The organism is Pseudomonas sp. SA233, from assembly GCF_054792385.1.
In genome coordinates this window covers 2,936,071-2,952,525 of sequence record NZ_CP096449.1, presented here as the reverse complement: position 1 = coordinate 2,952,525, position 16,455 = coordinate 2,936,071, and the positions used below count along the sequence as shown (strand labels likewise).

Below are 16,455 nucleotides of genomic sequence, written 5' to 3'. Positions count from 1 at the left end.
TGGTCGAAAAATACGACAGAAAGATGACAGCCTAATGACTGGTGGCCAATTGCCTTTAAGGATTTCCCTTATCGGCCAGCGGCGTCTGCTGGCGCGCAGTTTCTTCCTCCATGTAACTCATCAGCGCGCTGACTTCGGTATCGCCCAGGCGCATGTTGGGCATGGCCACGCGGTTGTATTGTTCGTACAGCAGCATGGCCAGGGGGTCTTTCTGGGCCAGCATCTGGTCGGGCTCCTTCAGCCAGCGGGTCAGCCAGTTGGCATCACGCTGGCGGGTCACGCCGAGCAGGTCGGGGCCGATGCCGGGTTGTCCGGGCTCGGCATTGCCCAGGGTGTGGCAGGACGAGCAGCGGGTACGGAAGAGTTGCTCGCCACTGCTGGGTGCGCGCACCTCGGGAGCCTGGGCGTAGTCATTGGCCATGGCACTGGCCTGTTTCCAGTTGTGCAGGCTGTTGCCCAGGCGGTCGGCGAGAATGTACGGGTTTTCGAAAGGCGAGGCCTTCATCCAGCGGCCGGTGGCCTGGTTGCCGATGATCAGGCTCAGGTTGTGGTCCTTGGAGCGGCCGTTTTCCAGGCCATCGATGTACAGGCCCAGGCTGCGGCGCAATTGTTCGATATCGGCCGGCTCGCCGGTGAGCAGCGTCCAGCCGGGGCCGATACCAAACTTTTCGGCGTAGCGCTTGAGGGTGGCGGGGGTGTCGTTGTAGGGGTCGATGCTGATGGAGTAGAGGAAGATGTCCTTGCCGACCCGGTCACCGAGGATTTTCTGCACCTGGCGCAGGCGCGCGGTTTCCACCGGGCAGGAGTCGGAGCAGCCGGTGAAGATGAAATTGATGGCGACCACCTTGTCCTTGATCAGGTCGTCGAAGAAATGCACCTTTTCACCGTCCTGGGTGAGCAGCGGGATGTTGGGGAAATAGTTTGCGCCCCAGGGAGTTGCAGCTTCCTCGGCCACGGGTTGCTGTGGTTGCAACGGCCAGAACGGGATACTGGCGGCGAACAGCGAGAGCACCAGCAGGAAACGCCATGAGCCGGACATGATGCGGTCCTCGTCGATAACGGTAGCGGGGCTGCCATGCAGCCCATCGCCGGCAAGCCGGCTCCGACAGGGGTCGAGATGGAAGCCAGCATCCACAAGGACTGCATATGCTTGAAGCCGATGCGGTCGAGGTGGGAGCTGGCTTGCCAGCGATGGGCCGCACAGCGGCCCCCGCTTTTCGGTTACCTGATGCTGACCGGCGCCGTCACGCTCTGCCCCAGCGCCGATTTCACGGTCACGGTCGCCGGTGTGGCCGGGCCGCTGCCGGTGGTTGTGGTCGACAAGCGCCAACGGGCGCCGCTGGTAGTGGTACTCAGCGTGGCCGTACCCAGCAGCAGCGGGCCACTGGTGGTTGCCGCAGTCACGGTGATGCTGTTGCCGGTGGCCACCGTGGTGGTGCCCGAAATGTCCCAGGTAAAGCGGTTGCCGCTGCGCACCTGCACCGTGGCACTGGTGACCTGGATCTGGTCGACCGCCGCTGCCGGGCTCACCGCAATGCTGACCGTGGCCGGGGCCACCGATTCGGCGCCCTTGGCGTCACGAGCCGTGTAGTTGAAGCTGGCGGTGAACGCTGTGGTTACCGTGGCCGGTGGGACGTAGGTGACCGTGCTGCCGTCGGTACTGGTGGTGCCCTGGCCGGAGTTCGGCTGGCTGAGGCCGACTACGGTCAACGGCAGGTTGTTTTCCGGGTCGGTGTCGTTGGCCAGCACGTTCAAGGTGATCTGCTTGCCGGCCGTGGTAGCCGCGCTGTCGTTGGCCGCAACCGGCGGTTTGTTGGTCGGGTCGTCGTTATCATGGCCTTCGGTGCGGAAGGTCGGCAGCCCAACCGAAGCCACGTACTCCACGCCATCCCAACCCGGTAGTGGGGTCGGCATCACCTGGAACTGGCCTGGGTGTTCCAGGTCCCAGCGCAGCAGCATCGACGAGTCTTCATGCTGGGTGTTGTGGCAATGTTCCATGTAGGTACCGGCGAATTCGCGGAAGCGGATGGCCATTTCCACCTCTTTGGACGAGTCGGTATCCGGCCCTATGCGATACACGTCCTTGCGCGCCCATTTTTCCCATTCTGGCGGGGCCTTGCCGTCGCGACTGAGGATCACCCCTTCCTCGAAGTGCACATGCACCGGGTGACTCCAGCCATTGCCACCATTGATGATCTTCCATACTTCCAGGGTACCGTCGCCGCTGAAACCGCCGTCGGTAGACTGCTGGGCCAACTGTGGCGCCGCGTTGATGCGACGTGGGTCCATGGAGTAGCCAAAGCTGCCATCTGTCTTGATGGTCCAGGGCTGGGTGTCGGTACCGTCCGAGCGGCCGAAGATGAACTCGCGATGGCGGGCATCCTTGAGCTTGGCCTGGTCGGTGGCCGAATTACGGTCTATCGGCAGCGGCAGCATTTTCAGGCCTTCGGCCTTGCCCGGCTTGGCCGGTTCATAGGCAACCGGGTCCATGCTCAGGTCCTGGCCGCTGTAGGGCTGAACCACGAACTGCATGAACTTGCCGATCGCCGGGTCGCCGTTGTCCCACTCAGGCCCCTTGCTGGTCTGCTTGATTACCGCCTTGTATTTTTCCGACAGCACATCGGCCAGGGCAATGGTACCCTCCGGGCCCTTGCCGCTCTGATGTTCCTCCAGGTTGACCAGGTACAGCTTGTCGCCGACCTTGATGCCGTGTTTGGCGAAGTTGATGATGATGTCGTAGCGTTCGGCGATACCCTGCAGCGGCAGGACGCCGTTGTTGTCCTGCAGGTTGCCGTCACCGTTGAGGTCCATGGTGCCGTCGAACGGCACGGTGTGTTCCATGATGTTGCCGTCGTTGGCGATCATGTGGAACGGTACCCGCGCGTATGAAAGGTTGGAGCCGGTAGGGCCTTTGAACTCGCCGCTGTTGCCGGCGATCTCCCGCACGACGGCAAGCTTCAGGTAGCGCGACACCGAGCCATTGAGGATACGGAAGCGGTAGCTGCGCGCGCGTACCTTGAGCGTTGGCCGGTACTGCCAGTTGACCAGGATCTGGTCGCCGAGGAAGCCATCGGTGTTGAACGGGTTGAACCACAGCTGGCCGTTGGCATCCCAGGCCTTGTCGGCGATCACCAGGTTGACGTCGTAGTCGCGGTTACCCCACGGCATGCCCGAGCCACTGGGGAAACGCAGGTTGACGCCATCCTGCAGGGCCTCGTTGCCGCGGTCCAGGGCGCTGTAGTAGTTCATCATTACGGCGTTGCCTTTGTAGACGTTCTGCGCCGTGAAATCCATCATGTGGTCGTGGAACCAGTGGGTGCTCATGGTTTCGCGCCAGTCACCACGAATCTTGATGCTGCCGTTCTGGCAGGTTTTCAGGCCGGGGTTGGCATCGTTGACGAACAAGGTTTCGCCCGCCGAGCAAGGGAACGCAGCGCGTGGGTCTTCGGCACGGGTGTTGATGGTGTCATACCCAGCCAGTTGCAGCGGCCAGCGGTAATCGTAGTACTGCCCCGGGAAGAAGTAGGCGTTTGCATAGCCATCGCTCTCGGCCGGGGAGTGGCCGTTGTGCTCATGGGTCGAAAGGGTGTGCAGGCCAAACCCGGCGTTGGCCGAGGGGTCGATCGGCAACGCGTTGTAATGGCGCATCAGGATCGGTTGGCCATAGCGCACCATCAGCAGCTTGGGCGGGAAGGTGCCGTCGAAGGTCCATAGCGACTTGTGGTTTTGCAGCGGCATCTTCGGGTGGAAGCGGGTGTCGATGCCCTTGGTGGTGCCCAGTGTGTTCGGGATATCGGAAGTCTGGTAGTACAGGCCGCCCGGGGCGAACTCGCCAACTGCATAGTTGTGCAGCTGCTTGCGGTCACGCAGGCCGAGGTTGATGCGCGCACCGGCCTGGGCGGTCTTGAACCCCGCCTGCGGGTAGAACTCGTTCCAGCGCTGGTGCGACCAACCTTTTCCTGGTGGCCGGCCTTCCGCAGGCGAACCGACCGGTTGGCGGTTGAGGAACATCTCGATCTGCGCCTTCCATGGGTTGCGGTCGAGCACGTTGGAATACTGGGTCGGGAAGGGGTACAGGCCCGGCTGTTTGAGGAAGGCTTCCAAGGCTGTACCGCTGGGGCCGCTGCGGGCCACCACGTTGGGGTCCTGCGCTGGTGCCGCGCCCAGGGTCGGCACCGGGAAGGTCAGAGTGGGCGGCGGCAGCGTGGGGTCGAGCCTTTCCGTGCCGAATTCCTCGAACAGCAGTAACTGCTGGGTAAACGGCAACGCGCCGAACAGCGGGCTTGGCTTGCCATTGGTGGGGTATTTTTCCCCGGTTTGCAGGGCCGGTGGCAACACGTTGTTTGCGCTTACCGTGTTGCGGTCACCGTACACGCCATCGGTCAGTTCGAGTGAGCCTTGATTCGCCTCTGGCATGCTGTACAGGTCCAGCAAGGGCTGGGTCGGGTCAGCCGGCTGATCAGTGTAGGCCGACGGGTCGGTCGGCGGGGGCATGCTGTTGTCGTCCATGGGCGCCGCTGTCGCCGTGACCAGCCCAAGGCCGAGCATCAGCGTAGCGACGGTGGACAGCTGGAATGCATGCCTTGCAGGGTGGATCATGGCAGGTGTTTTCATTGCCTTGCGCCTCGTTTGCGCCATCATGGCTATTTGCCCGTTTCCGGGGCTGGAGCAACGGGTGTGCCAACCCAAATACGAGGAATATGTTTCTAAATAAATCCTTGTGGCGCCTGATGCGCGCTAAATGCCACGGCGTCAAAAATGGGTGAGGGCCCCCACTAGTGGGTCACCCATTGCCCACAGATTGGGTGGTGACAGCTTCGGCGCCCTGGGGTATACCTGAGCGCCACCAAGGGGAGCCCGGGAACGGGCTGAGAAACCGCTGGATGCTGCAGCGCGGTGACCCTTCGAACCTGATCCGGATCATGCCGGCGAAGGGATGGGACTTTGAAACCTGCCTTTTTGCCGGCCTCACTGCGAGGCCCGTCCATGCCAATCACCGCGGTCTCGCTGTCACCCCCCATCAAGGACAGCAACATGACCGAACGCTTCAGCCAGTCCCTGCGCCGCCGCAGCGAGCCGACCTGGTCGGCGGCCGTTGGCCACCGCTTCGTCACCCAATTGTGCGACGGCAGCCTGCCGGACCCGATCATGGTCGACTACCTGGTGCAGGACCACCGCTTCCTCGACAGCTTCCTGACCCTGCTGGGCGCGGCCATCGCCACCGCCGACACCTTCGAGGCGCGCCTGCGCTTCGGGCGCTTTGCCGGGATGATCTCCAGTGACGAGAACACCTACTTCCTGCGCGCCTTCGAGGCCTTGGGGGTAAGCCCCGCACAACGCAGCGAACCAGCCGACACCGTCCCGACCGCAGGCTTCAAGGCGATCATGCGCGAAGCGGCGGCCACCCGGTCCTATGCGGCCGCGCTGGCGGTGCTCAACGTCGCCGAAGGCCTGTACCTGGACTGGGCGTTGAAGGCGCCAAAGCCGATGCCGGACAACTTCGTCCACGCTGAATGGATCACCCTGCACGACAACCCGGCATTCCAGGACTTCGTTGCCTTCCTGCAAGCCGAACTCGACCGCGTCGGCCCGCAGGACGCCGTGCTGGCGGGTGACTTCTACCAGCGCACCGTGGCGCTAGAGCTGGCCTTCTTCGATGCTGTCTACCCGGAGGACAAATGAGCATGGATATCTTCGACCGCCTCAAGGCTGCCGCCACGCCGCAGTGGAACAGCTACGTCGACCACGAATTCGTGCGCCAGATGGGCGAGGGTACGTTGAGCGAAGCCGCCTTCCGCACCTACCTAGTACAGGATTACCTGTTCCTCATCCAGTTCGCCCGCGCCTGGGCACTGGCTGCCTACAAGAGCCGTCGACCGGCCGACATCCGCGCCGCGCAGGCCGGGCTGGCGGCGATTCTGGATGAAACCGAGCTGCACTTGCGCCTGTGCGCGCGCTGGGGCCTGACCCAGGCTGATATCGAGGCCGCGCCCGAACACCAGGCCACGGTTGCCTATACCCGCTATGTGCTGGACTGCGGTGCCGCGGGTGACCTGCTGGAATTGCATGTGGCGCTGGCGCCTTGCGTGATCGGTTATGCCGAGATTGGCCGGGCGTTGTCCGAGCGCATTGGCGATCTGAGCAATCACCCGTACCGCGAGTGGATCGCCGAGTATGCCGGCGAGGGCTACCAGGGTGTCGCCACAGCGGCGCGCAAGCATCTGGACGAGCTGGCAGCGCGGAGCATGACCGAGCAACGGTTTGCCGAGCTGGTGGGGATTTTCGGCCAGGCGTCCAGCCTGGAGGCGGACTTCTGGCAGATGGGGTTGGCTAGCCAATAACGCACTGCATGGCCCTGCGCGGACTCTTGTAGGAGCGACCTTGTGTCGCGAAAGGGCTGCGAAGCAGCCCCAGCAATTTGTGCTTCTGCGCTGAAATCCTGGGGCTGCTTCGCAGCCCTTTCGCGACACAAGGCCGCTCCTACAAAGGTCCGCGCTAACCGGGCAGATGAGATTTAGGCCAATATGCTGGTAGGGCCACCCGCAAAGCCCAGGGAGAAGCATCATGAACATCATCAACGCACGCCTGCGCGGCAAGCCTGGCCTGTTCCGCATCGAACTCAGCGGCGAACGCATCGCCGCCATCGTGCCCCAGGCCGAAGGGGTGGCGGCGCGCGCTGCCGATGACCTGGATGCCGGGCAGAACCTGGTGGTGGCGCCCTTTATCGAACCGCACATCCACCTGGACGCCACGCTGACCGCCGGCGAGCCGCAGTGGAACATGAGCGGGACCCTGTTCGAAGGCATCGAGCGCTGGGCCGAGCGCAAGGCAATCACCACCCACGACGACATCAAAAACCGCGCTAAGAAGACCATCGGCATGCTGGTGGATCATGGCATCCAGCATGTGCGTACCCATGTCGATGTCACCGACCCCACCCTGACTGCGCTAAAGGCCATGGTCGAAGTGCGTGACGAAGTGCGCCACCTGCTCGACCTGCAGATCGTCGCCTTCCCCCAGGAGGGTATCGAGTCGTACGCCAACGGCCGGGCGCTGATGACCGAAGCGGTGGCCATCGGTGCCGACGTGGTCGGCGGCATTCCACACTTCGAGAACACCCGCGACCAGGGCGTGTCTTCGGTCAAGTTCCTGATGGACCTGGCCGAACGTACCGGCTGCCTGGTGGATGTGCATTGCGACGAGACCGACGACCCGCAGTCGCGCTTTCTCGAAGTGCTGGCCGAAGAGGCGCGGGTGCGCGACATGGGCGCTCGGGTAACAGCCAGCCATACCGTGGCCATGGGCTCGTACGACAATGCCTACTGCTACAAGCTGTTCCGCCTGCTCAAGCAGTCGGGTATCAATTTCGTATCTTGCCCGACCGAGAGCATTCACCTGCAAGGGCGTTTTGACAACTACCCGAAACGCCGCGGCGTCACCCGCGTGGCCGAACTCGACCGGGCCGGGATGAACGTGTGCTTTGGCCAGGATTCCATCGTCGACCCTTGGTACCCGCTGGGCAATGGCAACATCCTGCGTATTCTGGAGGCCGGCCTGCACATCTGCCACATGCTTGGCTACGAAGACCTGCAGCGTTGCCTGGACCTGATCACCGACAACAGCGCCCGCACCCTGAACCTGGGCGAGCGTTACGGCATCGAAGTGGGGCGACCGGCCAACCTGTTGCTGCTCTCTGCGCCGGACGATTACGAAATGGTGCGCAGCCAGGGGCATGCGCTGGTGTCGGTACGCAACGGTAAGGTGCTCATGCGTAGAACACCTGCCAGGGTTGAACACTACAGCTGACGCTCCCTGCTTCAGCATTCTGCAGCGCCCCGCCGGCTTGAAGCCGAGCGGGGCGCTTTGCTGTCTGGCGTACTGGTTTATGCCCGCGCACAGCTCCCAAGAACCATTCACATGCGATAACCCGTGATTATTCCACCATAGGAAATGTTTGCACGGGCAATGGCTTGTCTCCATAATTGGTATGTAATTACATGGTACATAACACGGTACAAAATCGTAGGAGCAAGCATGGCCCGGGGCGGTATAAACAAGGTTGTAGTGCAGCAGGCACGTCAGGCGCTGATTGCCCGGGGCGAGAACCCCAGCATCGATGCGATACGTATCGAGCTGGGCAACACCGGCTCCAAGACCACGATTCACCGCTATCTGAAAGAGTTGAACGGCCAGCAACCCGTGGCTTCCGAGGGCGGCATTGCACTGAGTGACGTGCTGAGCCGAATGGTCGGGCAACTGGCAACCCAGTTGCAGGACGAGGCCGACCTGAAGATCGAGCAGGCCGAAAGCGCCTTCACTCGACAGCGCGAACAGCTGGAGGCACAACTGGCCATTGCCCAGCAGGCACTGGCTGCGGCGCACCAACAGCATCAGATCGATGTGGCCGCACTGGCCGCCGAATCGGAAAAACTGCTTTCCAACCAAAGCACCCTGCAGGCCGAACAGCTGCGCAGTGCCAGCCTCAACCAGTCGCTGGGCGAGCTGCAGGTGCGCCTGGCCGACAAGGAGGAGCAGGTAAAATCACTGGAAGACAAGCACCGTCATGCCCGCGATGCGCAGGAACACTATCGCAACGCCAGCCGCGAACAGCGTGAACAGGAGCAGCGCCGCCACGAAGCGCAGCTGCAACAGTTGCAGGTGGAGGTGCGTCAACTGCAGCAAGGCATGATCGTCAAGCAGGACGAGCTGACCCGCCTGCACCGCGACAACGAGCGCTTGCTGGGTGAGCATCGCCAGGCCGCCAGCGCCTGCAGGGCGCAGGACGAATTGCTGGAGCAGCGTGATGCGCAGATCCAGGGCTTGCGCACGATCCTGGCCCAGGCGCAGGGTGCTAGCGAGGAAATGCGTCGCCAGCTGGATGTGCAGGCACAGAGCCTGGAGGCCAGGCGCGACTTGTGCACGGAACAGGCTCGTCAACTGCAGCAGCTCGAGGAGCAGCTGAAGCAACGTGATGAAGCGTTGGTTCAATGCCGAGCCCGGCTAGCTGTAGATTAATCAAACTTTTCCCGGCCGGTGGTTTCTTCCCTAGACACTCACCGGAGAAAGCCTCATGCCTGAACCACAACAGCCAGAAAAACATCCCCAAGGGCCCCATTCGTCCGAGAAGGCGAACAAACACCAGGACTTGGGTTTCGACCCCGATTCGCCAGATGTGGAGGATCCGCAAGTCGACCCTCAAGGACCTGCCAAGCCACCGCGGGACGTCGAAAAATCCCCGTGAAGGTGGCATTTGTCGCTAAGGGCCGCTCAGCGGCCCCCGCGATCAACACGGTACTGCTTGGGGCACGCTGTCTCGAGGCCTTTGCCAGGCAAGCTACGCTCGCTTGACTCAGGACTCTGCCTGCCTGGCTGCCTCCACGCCCGCAGCCGAGAGTTTGATGGGGTAGTTCACGCTGATCTGGTGGTCGCTGCTCACCGCCACGCTGCCATCCTGGATCAAACCGGCCTCCTGCAGCGTCTTGAGCATGCCGGCCACGGCTTTCTCGCCCCGGTAGTTGTCCAGCACTTCCTTGCCCAGCCCTTGGGGGTGAGCGTGCAACAGGCGAGTCAGCACTTCGGCTTTCAATGCATCGTTACTCATGGCGGGCCTCACTTGCCGTGTTTGGCCTGAAGCGCCTTGGCATGCTCCAGATGCTGTTCGAGCTTGGGCAGGGTTTCGCTGGCAAAGGCCTTCAATTCAGCCTTGTCGGAAGATGCGGCTTCCTTCTTGAACAACTCCACCGCCTTTTCGTGAGCGTCGACCTGGTTGTTGACGTAAGACTTGTCAAACGACTCCTCTCGCCATTCCAGGATCATTTTCTTGACCTTGTCGGTTATTGCCGCCTCATCGGGTACGGAGATGTCGAGCTTGCGAGCGATGTCGCCGAGTTTCTGATTGGCCTTGGTGTGGTCGCTGACCATCTGCTGGGCAAAGGTCTTGATTTCGGCATTCTGAGTTTTTTCCAGAGCCAGCTTGCCGGTGACCACTTCGGCAATACCGGCCTCGGTGGCCGCTTCGACGAAGTCATCGGAACTCGCCGCCATTGCCTGCACCGATGCCAAGCCCAACACCATGGAAAAACCGACACGCTTGATGAAGAGACTGCTCATGCTTCACTCCTTAAACCGTGGCGCGACCTCAGTGTCGCGTACGGTTGAGGGTGAATGGGGAGCAAAGGTTTAATCTTTTTCCTGGTTGGCTGCGCCCAGGTGATGCTGAACTATAGTGAAACGCGGCGAACGCGGTAAGGCTAGGGATTTCAATGTGCGCAGCCAGGAAACAGGATGAGGACGGGCTCTTCGCGATAACCGGCGAGGGCCGGGCCGTGGCGCTGTTCCGCCTGGTACTCGCGTTCATGCTGGTGGTGATGCTCGCCTTCGTCGTGGTGGAAGGTTGGCGCATCTGGCGCGACTACCGGCACGCCTTCACCAATGCCGAGAACATGGTCTCCAACCTGGCCCGGGCCACGGCGCAGCATGCCGAAGATGCCATCCGCCAGGTCGACGCAATTACCGCGGCGCTGGCCGAGCGCCTGGAAGGCGACGGCTTCGAGCACATCGACCGGCCGCGCCTGCATACCTTGCTGGTCCAGCAGAAAAGCATCATGCCGCAGTTGCACGGGTTGTTCGTGTATGGCCCGGATGGCAGCTGGATCGTTACCGACCAGGCGGTAGTCCCACCCAATGCCAACAATGCCGACCGCGACTACTTCATCTACCACCGCGAGCATACCGACCGCAGGGTCCACATCGGCTCGGTGGTGCGCAGCCGTTCTACTGGCGACCTGATCATCCCCATTTCACGGCGCCTGCAATATGCCGATGGCAGCTTCGCCGGGGTGTTGCTAGGCACCATCAAGGTGGACTGGTTCGTACGCTACTACGGCGACTTCAAGATCGACGAACGCGGCGCGCTGGTACTGGCCAAGCGCGACGGCACTATCCTGGTACGGCGGCCGTTCGTCGAACAGGTAATTGGCCGCAGCCTTAGCAGCAGCGAGATCTTCCGCAAGCACCTGCCGCATGCAAGCGAAGGGGTGGCCGAGGCGGTGGCCGTGGTGGACGGTACGCCACGGCTGTATGGCTATCGCGCGCTGGCCAGCTACCCGTTGGTGGTGGAGGCCGGCTTGTCGCGGGAATCGATCGTCGCGCCCTGGCGGCACGATGCGATCAAGTCGGTGGCAGTGTTGCTGCTGTTGCTGGTGGGGCTGGCAGCGTTTGGTGGTGTGGTGTTGCGCCAGTTACGCGAGCGTATTGTCATCGAGCGGGCGCTGCACCAGGCACACCAGACCCTCAAGGCCCTGGCACTGACCGACAGCCTGACCGGCCTGGGTAACCGCAGGCGGCTGGACGCAGTGTTCGAGCCGGAGCTGCGTCGGGCACGACGCCAGGGCTACTCGCTGGCGCTGGTGATGCTCGACCTGGATTACTTCAAGGCCTACAACGACCGTTACGGGCACCCAGCGGGCGACCAGTGCCTGCGGCGCTTTGCCGAGGTGCTGCAGCAGGCACTGAAGCGGCCGGCCGACCTGGCTGTGCGCTATGGGGGCGAGGAGTTCACACTGCTGCTCCCCGATACCGATGCCCGCGGGGCGGAGCTGCTGGTGCAGGAAGTGCAACAGCTGTTGCGGCGTCAGATGCTGGAGCATGCAGGTAGCCCACTGGGGCGGGTGTCGTGCAGTGCGGGGATTGCGGTGGGTGACCTGGCGCGGGAGGGGGTGACGGCCGAGCGCCTTATGGCGGCAGCGGATGCGGCGCTGTACCAGGCCAAGCGCCGGGGTCGGGACGGGTATTGCCTGGCAGAACGTGCAGTGGTGGGCGTAGATGAATAAAGGCCCTTGGTTGCCTGTACCGGCCCCATCGCCGGCAAGCCAGCTCCCACAGGGACCGCGCAGTGCCAAAGAGATGCACATTACCTGTGGGAGATTGCCCATCCCTTTTGGGCTGCGCTGTAGCGCAGAGAACAAATATCGCTCGTCTGACGCGTCCTTTGTAGGAGCAGCCTTGTGCTGCGAAGAGGCCGGTACAAGCAATAGACAGGCTTTGTCAGTACTGGCCTCTTCGCAGCACAAGGCTGCTCCTACAGAGCCTCGCCGAACCAATGAGTCATGTATTGTTCTATGAGAGCTGGCTTGCCGGCGATGGGCTGCAAAGCGGCCCCGGAGTCTAGTGATCCACGCCAAGGCGCATCGCACAACGGCCCGCAAGCCCATGGGCACGCTCGTCGGCCAGAATCTGCTGCAAGCGTGCATCCAGCAGCCCCTCATCGATCACCTCGAACCCTAACCGCGCATAGAACGGCGCATTCCATGGCACATCGGCAAAGGTGGTCAAGGTCAGCTCCCGCGCCCCCGCATGGCGCGCCGCATCGACCACCTGCTGCAACAGCTTGCGCCCGACACCTTGCCCCTGGGCCTCCCGGCGCACCGAAATTTCATGAAGATGCAGCGCCTGATCCACGAACCGGGCACAGGCAAACCCCAGAATGCGCCCATCTGGCCCCTCGGCCACCCAGCTCCCGCCAGCTTCGACAAATGCCTGATGGGCGCCGCAGTCCATCACATCTCCTTGCGCCAGCCATGCCAGCGCCGGCCGGGCGGCAAAGGCCTGGGCAGCCGAACGTTCGACGCCCGGGAGCCATTGAATGTCTTGCACGAGGGTAGGGCGAATGCGCATGAAGAAGTCCTTTCGTTCTAGTCTGCCGCCAGCACCTGCGGCTGCAATTGCCAGCGCACCGAGCTTACACCTTTCTCCAGGCTCACCCGGCTGACTAACCGTTCCAGTTGCGCTGGCGCCTGCGCGGTGCCGAGCAGTTCGGCGCGTACTTCCAGGCGTGCGGGGTTCGCCAGGTCTTCGCTGTGCAGTGACTGCAGGCGCAGCTGCGGGTCGCCCAGGCTGTGCAACATCAGGCTGCGGACCTGGATCTCGTCCTCGGCGCGGCAGACGATGCGCACCTCGAAGTGCTGCTCCACCTCGCTGGCCGGCACCACTTCCTGGCGGTCCAGGCGCTGGGCAATGTCGCGCAACAGGATGTTGGCACACAGCACCACCAGGCTACCCAGCGTCGCTTCCAGCAGCAGCCCGAGGCTGCACAGCACGCCGACTGCGGCCGTGCACCACAACGTGGCGGCAGTGTTCAGGCCACGTACGTTGAACCCGTCACGCATGATCACGCCGCCACCCAGAAAACCGATGCCCGATACCACGTACGCGGCGATACGCGACGCATCGGTGGGCGCCATGCCCGGCACCGCCTGGGTCATCAGCACGAACAGGCAAGCACCGGTGCTGACCAGTGCATTGGTGCGCAGCCCGGTCAGGCGCTGGCGCAGTTGACGTTCGGCACCGATCAGCGCCCCCAGCAGCAGGGCGATGCTGACACGCAGCAGAAATACTTTCCAATCCATAGCAAACCTCTTCCACGGGCACACGCCCGCAAGAACGCCATCAGCTGGCGCGGTTGAAAAACCAGAAAATGCGCAGGACCACGAAGGGGGAGGAAGAAGAGGGGGATTACAAGAAACCACCGTCTTGCCAGGCCGGCCAGACAGTGCAGGACACTGCCGGACTAGCGCGCCACGTGGGCCTGTCGCATGCGACTGGGGCTACTGTCCAATGCAGGTCTCCTGTTCAGGGATGCAAAATTGCGCCGCGGACGTTACGCCCCGTGGCATGCCAGGTCAAGGGCAAAAACATGACAATGGCTTCATCCGCAAGTGCCCGCAACCGGTCACGCCTGCATGGAAAAAAACGCGGGCAATCGGTACCCTTGCGCCTTCCCTTGCCATCCCCCGGACCGTTCCATGCTGTTCAATCTCGCCGTACTGTTCGGCACCCTGGTGGCCATGGAGGGCGTTGGCACGCTGGCTCACAAGTACATCATGCATGGCTGGGGCTGGTGGCTGCACCGCTCGCACCATGAGCCGCAACTGGGCATGCTCGAAACCAATGACCTGTACCTGGTGGCCCTGGGGCTGATCGCCACGCTGCTGGTGGCCCTGGGCAAGGGTGGTTTTGCGCCCTTGCAGTGGGTGGGTGGCGGCGTGGCGGGGTACGGCGTGCTGTATGTCGTGGCCCACGACGGGTTCTTTCATCGGCATTGGCCACGCAAGCCACGGCCGGTCAACCGCTACCTCAAGCGCCTGCACCGCGCACACCGGTTGCATCATGCGGTGAAAGGGAGAACGGGGAGTGTGTCGTTCGGGTTCTTCTATGCACCGCCGTTGAAGGTGCTGAAGCAGGAGTTGCGGCACAAGCGCAGCCAGTTGTGACAGGGACTGGCAGAGCAGCCCACGATGATGCAACTGCCCATGACTCATTGAGTCAGCAGGGACACTGTGGGAGCGGCTTCAGCCGCGAACACCGGCGCAGCCGGTGCCATGCACCGAGTTGGATTCTTCGCGGGTAAACCCGCTCCCACAGGGTACGTGGAAAGGCCCTCAATTCACCGTTTCACCCTTGGGCTGCGCCGCCACATGCCCGCGGCTCACCCACCAGCCAAACGCCGCCGCGGTGAAGAACATGATCAGGCTGTACAGCGCCGCCGGCACCGCCATGGTGGCGTTGTTCAGCAGCGAAGGGCTCAATGCCAGAGCAATCGCCAAGGTGCCGTTATGGATGCCGATCTCCATGCCGATCGCAATCGCCTGGCGCTTGGGAATGTTCAGCAGGCGTGGTACCCAGTAGCCCACGCCCAGGCTCAGCAGGTTGAACAGCAGCGCGGCCAGGCCCACCACCGGCGCGTAGGCAACCACGGTCTGCCAGTCCTTGGCCAGCGCCAGGACGATGGTGAACGCCAGGAACAACGCAGCCACCAGCTTCATTGGCTTCTCCATGCGCGCGGCGAAGGCGGGTGCAAAGCGGCGAACCAGCATGCCCAGCGCCACCGGCAGCAGGACGATGGCAAACACCTGCATCACCTTGGCAAACTGCAGCGGTATGGCCTGGTCCGATGCCATGAACCAGCTCAGCGACAGGTTCACCAGCAGTGGCATGGTCAGGATCGCGATCAGCGAGTTGACTGCCGTCAGGGTGATATTCAATGCCACATCGCCATGAGCCAGGTGGCTGAACAGGTTGGCCGTGGTGCCGCCCGGCGAGGCGGCCAGCAGCATCAGCCCCACCGCCAGCGCCGACTCCAGGCCAAAACCGTTGGCGATCAGGAAGCACACCAGCGGCAGCAGCAGGATCTGGCAAACCAGGCCTACCACCACCGGCTTGGGGTACTTCACTACGCGGGCGAAGTCGGCCAGGGTCAGCGATAACCCGAGACCGAGCATGATGATGCCCAGGGCCAGCGGCAGAAAAGCGGTGAGCAAAGGGGAGGCGGTCATGGGCGGTCTCTCGGGCGAAGGATCCGGTGGAGTGTAGGTCGGCCCTGATTGATAGCTAATCGCAAAACGCCAGCCCTTGGTAACCGTTTGTTACCGAGCGCAGCGCCCAGCGAGGCTGTATGCCGCGTTGCAGCAGGCCTGCAGGCGCAGTAGCATTCCTGTTTTTACCGAGGATTAGCCTGTCATGCCGTTCCAGCAAGGTCTGCTTGCCACCCCGGTGCCGGCCCACGCCCGTCACCTGTTCTTCTCCCTGCAGTCGCCCGAGGCCCTGCCTGCCGCCCTGGATGCCTTGCTGCCGCAGGTCGATGGCGAACAGTTGATTCTGGGTGTCGGTGCCCCGCTGGCCAAGGCCCTGGGCCGTGACGTACCTGGCTTGCGCGCCTTCCCGCAGCTGGATGCTGCAGTGGAGAACCCCAGCACCCAACACGCCCTGTGGCTGTGGCTGCGTGGCGACGAGCGCGGTGACCTGCTGCTGCGGGCCCAGGCCCTTGAGCTGGCATTGGCTCCGGCCCTGCGCCTGGCCGACAGCGTCGATGGCTTCCTGCACCGTGGCGGCCATGACCTGACCGGCTATGAGGACGGCACCGAAAACCCGGTGGACGAAGAGGCCGTGCAGGCGGCAATTGGCGCCGATGGCTCCAGCTTTGCCGCGTTCCAGCTGTGGAAGCACGACCTGGAGTACTTCAAGTCGCTGCCCCAGGCTGACCAGGACAACATCATCGGCCGGCGCCTTAGCGACAACGAAGAGCTCGATGACGCCCCCGAGTCCGCCCACGTCAAGCGCACGGCCCAGGAAAGTTTCGAACCAGAAGCGTTCATGGTCCGTCGTTCGGTGGCCTGGGCAGACCAACGGGGCGCTGGCCTGGCCTTCGTGGCCCTGGGCCACAGCTTCGATGCGTTCGAGGTGCAGCTGCGGCGCATGAGCGGCCTGGAGGACGGCATCATCGACGGCCTGTACCGCTTCAGCCGGCCACTGACCGGTGGATACTACTGGTGTCCGCCGATGAGCGAGACGGGTGTCGACCTGAGCCTGTTGCTGCAAGCCTGATCGCTAAACATCCAGATACAGAAACACCGGACGCAGCCGGGGGCAGCGGCTAGCCTTGAAAGTTTCCGCTTCATG

Annotated in this window: 15 protein-coding genes and 1 riboswitch; of the genes, 8 read left to right on the top strand and 7 right to left on the bottom strand. The window is 62.9% G+C overall.

The window, feature by feature from the left end:
- Window positions 1-55: 55 nt before the first annotated feature.
- Both M1D87_RS13825 and M1D87_RS13820 read right to left on the bottom strand, forming a co-directional pair.
- Complete coding sequence (locus M1D87_RS13825; RefSeq protein WP_232881247.1) at window positions 56-1,039, bottom strand: SCO family protein; 984 nt, start codon at window positions 1,037-1,039, stop codon at window positions 56-58.
- A gap of 182 nt (window positions 1,040-1,221) precedes the next feature.
- Window positions 1,222-4,614, bottom strand: a complete 3,393-nt coding sequence (locus tag M1D87_RS13820) for an Ig-like domain-containing protein (RefSeq protein WP_123084105.1) — start codon at window positions 4,612-4,614, stop codon at window positions 1,222-1,224.
- 225 nt (window positions 4,615-4,839) lie between these two features.
- Window positions 4,840-4,954: riboswitch (TPP riboswitch) on the top strand.
- A gap of 80 nt (window positions 4,955-5,034) precedes the next feature.
- Here M1D87_RS13820 and M1D87_RS13815 point away from each other — a divergent pair.
- From M1D87_RS13815 to M1D87_RS13795, 5 genes are all read left to right on the top strand, one after another.
- Window positions 5,035-5,682, top strand: coding sequence for a TenA family protein (locus tag M1D87_RS13815; protein WP_024087147.1), 648 nt, complete (start codon window positions 5,035-5,037; stop codon window positions 5,680-5,682).
- Window positions 5,679-6,341, top strand: coding sequence for a thiaminase II (gene tenA / locus M1D87_RS13810; protein ID WP_025339063.1), 663 nt, complete (start codon window positions 5,679-5,681; stop codon window positions 6,339-6,341). The genes M1D87_RS13815 and tenA overlap by 4 nt, the downstream gene beginning before the upstream one ends.
- A gap of 223 nt (window positions 6,342-6,564) precedes the next feature.
- Complete coding sequence (gene codA, locus M1D87_RS13805; protein ID WP_015270361.1) at window positions 6,565-7,806, top strand: cytosine deaminase; 1,242 nt, start codon at window positions 6,565-6,567, stop codon at window positions 7,804-7,806.
- A gap of 228 nt (window positions 7,807-8,034) precedes the next feature.
- On the top strand, window positions 8,035-9,015 hold the full coding sequence (locus tag M1D87_RS13800) for a DNA-binding protein (protein WP_123084106.1): 981 nt from the start codon (window positions 8,035-8,037) through the stop codon (window positions 9,013-9,015).
- 55 nt (window positions 9,016-9,070) lie between these two features.
- Complete coding sequence (locus M1D87_RS13795; protein ID WP_221177150.1) at window positions 9,071-9,241, top strand: DUF6021 family protein; 171 nt, start codon at window positions 9,071-9,073, stop codon at window positions 9,239-9,241.
- A 108-nt stretch (window positions 9,242-9,349) separates the two neighbouring features.
- On the opposite strand, the gene M1D87_RS13790 is transcribed toward M1D87_RS13795, so the two are convergent.
- Both M1D87_RS13790 and M1D87_RS13785 read right to left on the bottom strand, forming a co-directional pair.
- A complete protein-coding gene (locus tag M1D87_RS13790) occupies window positions 9,350-9,601 on the bottom strand; it encodes a hypothetical protein (protein WP_013972652.1) in 252 nt (83 codons plus the stop codon).
- 8 nt (window positions 9,602-9,609) lie between these two features.
- Window positions 9,610-10,110, bottom strand: coding sequence for a DUF4142 domain-containing protein (locus M1D87_RS13785; RefSeq protein ID WP_013972651.1), 501 nt, complete (start codon window positions 10,108-10,110; stop codon window positions 9,610-9,612).
- Between the two features lie 152 nt (window positions 10,111-10,262).
- On the opposite strand from M1D87_RS13785, the gene M1D87_RS13780 reads away from it, so the two are divergent.
- Complete coding sequence (locus M1D87_RS13780; RefSeq protein WP_038409652.1) at window positions 10,263-11,831, top strand: sensor domain-containing diguanylate cyclase; 1,569 nt, start codon at window positions 10,263-10,265, stop codon at window positions 11,829-11,831.
- A gap of 334 nt (window positions 11,832-12,165) precedes the next feature.
- Here the strand turns inward: M1D87_RS13780 and M1D87_RS13775 are convergent, their stop codons facing one another.
- Window positions 12,166-12,675: a GNAT family N-acetyltransferase gene (locus tag M1D87_RS13775; RefSeq protein ID WP_085720198.1), complete on the bottom strand. Its 510-nt coding sequence runs from the start codon at window positions 12,673-12,675 to the stop codon at window positions 12,166-12,168.
- 17 nt (window positions 12,676-12,692) lie between these two features.
- A complete protein-coding gene (locus M1D87_RS13770) occupies window positions 12,693-13,406 on the bottom strand; it encodes an MgtC/SapB family protein (protein WP_013972648.1) in 714 nt (237 codons plus the stop codon).
- A 396-nt stretch (window positions 13,407-13,802) separates the two neighbouring features.
- Here M1D87_RS13770 and M1D87_RS13765 point away from each other — a divergent pair, with 396 nt between their 5' ends.
- Entirely contained in the window at window positions 13,803-14,270 is a 468-nt protein-coding gene (locus M1D87_RS13765) for a sterol desaturase family protein (protein ID WP_085720194.1), read from the top strand.
- A 168-nt stretch (window positions 14,271-14,438) separates the two neighbouring features.
- Here the strand turns inward: M1D87_RS13765 and M1D87_RS13760 are convergent, their stop codons facing one another.
- Complete coding sequence (locus tag M1D87_RS13760) at window positions 14,439-15,332, bottom strand: bile acid:sodium symporter family protein (RefSeq protein ID WP_039613373.1); 894 nt, start codon at window positions 15,330-15,332, stop codon at window positions 14,439-14,441.
- A 184-nt stretch (window positions 15,333-15,516) separates the two neighbouring features.
- On the opposite strand from M1D87_RS13760, the gene M1D87_RS13755 reads away from it, so the two are divergent.
- On the top strand, window positions 15,517-16,380 hold the full coding sequence (locus tag M1D87_RS13755) for a Dyp-type peroxidase (RefSeq protein ID WP_013972645.1): 864 nt from the start codon (window positions 15,517-15,519) through the stop codon (window positions 16,378-16,380).
- Window positions 16,381-16,455 lie beyond the last annotated feature (75 nt).

What these genes read in the sequence shown, in the direction of transcription:
- M1D87_RS13825 (WP_232881247.1), bottom strand. Translation starts at nt 1,039, where the DNA reads ATGTCCGGCTCATGGCGTTTCCTGCTGGTGCTCTCGCTGTTCGCCGCC.
- M1D87_RS13820 (WP_123084105.1), bottom strand. Translation starts at nt 4,614, where the DNA reads ATGAAAACACCTGCCATGATCCACCCTGCAAGGCATGCATTCCAGCTG.
- M1D87_RS13815 (WP_024087147.1), top strand. Translation starts at nt 5,035, where the DNA reads ATGACCGAACGCTTCAGCCAGTCCCTGCGCCGCCGCAGCGAGCCGACC.
- tenA (WP_025339063.1), top strand. Translation starts at nt 5,679, where the DNA reads ATGAGCATGGATATCTTCGACCGCCTCAAGGCTGCCGCCACGCCGCAG.
- codA (WP_015270361.1), top strand. Translation starts at nt 6,565, where the DNA reads ATGAACATCATCAACGCACGCCTGCGCGGCAAGCCTGGCCTGTTCCGC.
- M1D87_RS13800 (WP_123084106.1), top strand. Translation starts at nt 8,035, where the DNA reads ATGGCCCGGGGCGGTATAAACAAGGTTGTAGTGCAGCAGGCACGTCAG.
- M1D87_RS13795 (WP_221177150.1), top strand. Translation starts at nt 9,071, where the DNA reads ATGCCTGAACCACAACAGCCAGAAAAACATCCCCAAGGGCCCCATTCG.
- M1D87_RS13790 (WP_013972652.1), bottom strand. Translation starts at nt 9,601, where the DNA reads ATGAGTAACGATGCATTGAAAGCCGAAGTGCTGACTCGCCTGTTGCAC.
- M1D87_RS13785 (WP_013972651.1), bottom strand. Translation starts at nt 10,110, where the DNA reads ATGAGCAGTCTCTTCATCAAGCGTGTCGGTTTTTCCATGGTGTTGGGC.
- M1D87_RS13780 (WP_038409652.1), top strand. Translation starts at nt 10,263, where the DNA reads ATGTGCGCAGCCAGGAAACAGGATGAGGACGGGCTCTTCGCGATAACC.
- M1D87_RS13775 (WP_085720198.1), bottom strand. Translation starts at nt 12,675, where the DNA reads ATGCGCATTCGCCCTACCCTCGTGCAAGACATTCAATGGCTCCCGGGC.
- M1D87_RS13770 (WP_013972648.1), bottom strand. Translation starts at nt 13,406, where the DNA reads ATGGATTGGAAAGTATTTCTGCTGCGTGTCAGCATCGCCCTGCTGCTG.
- M1D87_RS13765 (WP_085720194.1), top strand. Translation starts at nt 13,803, where the DNA reads ATGCTGTTCAATCTCGCCGTACTGTTCGGCACCCTGGTGGCCATGGAG.
- M1D87_RS13760 (WP_039613373.1), bottom strand. Translation starts at nt 15,332, where the DNA reads ATGACCGCCTCCCCTTTGCTCACCGCTTTTCTGCCGCTGGCCCTGGGC.
- M1D87_RS13755 (WP_013972645.1), top strand. Translation starts at nt 15,517, where the DNA reads ATGCCGTTCCAGCAAGGTCTGCTTGCCACCCCGGTGCCGGCCCACGCC.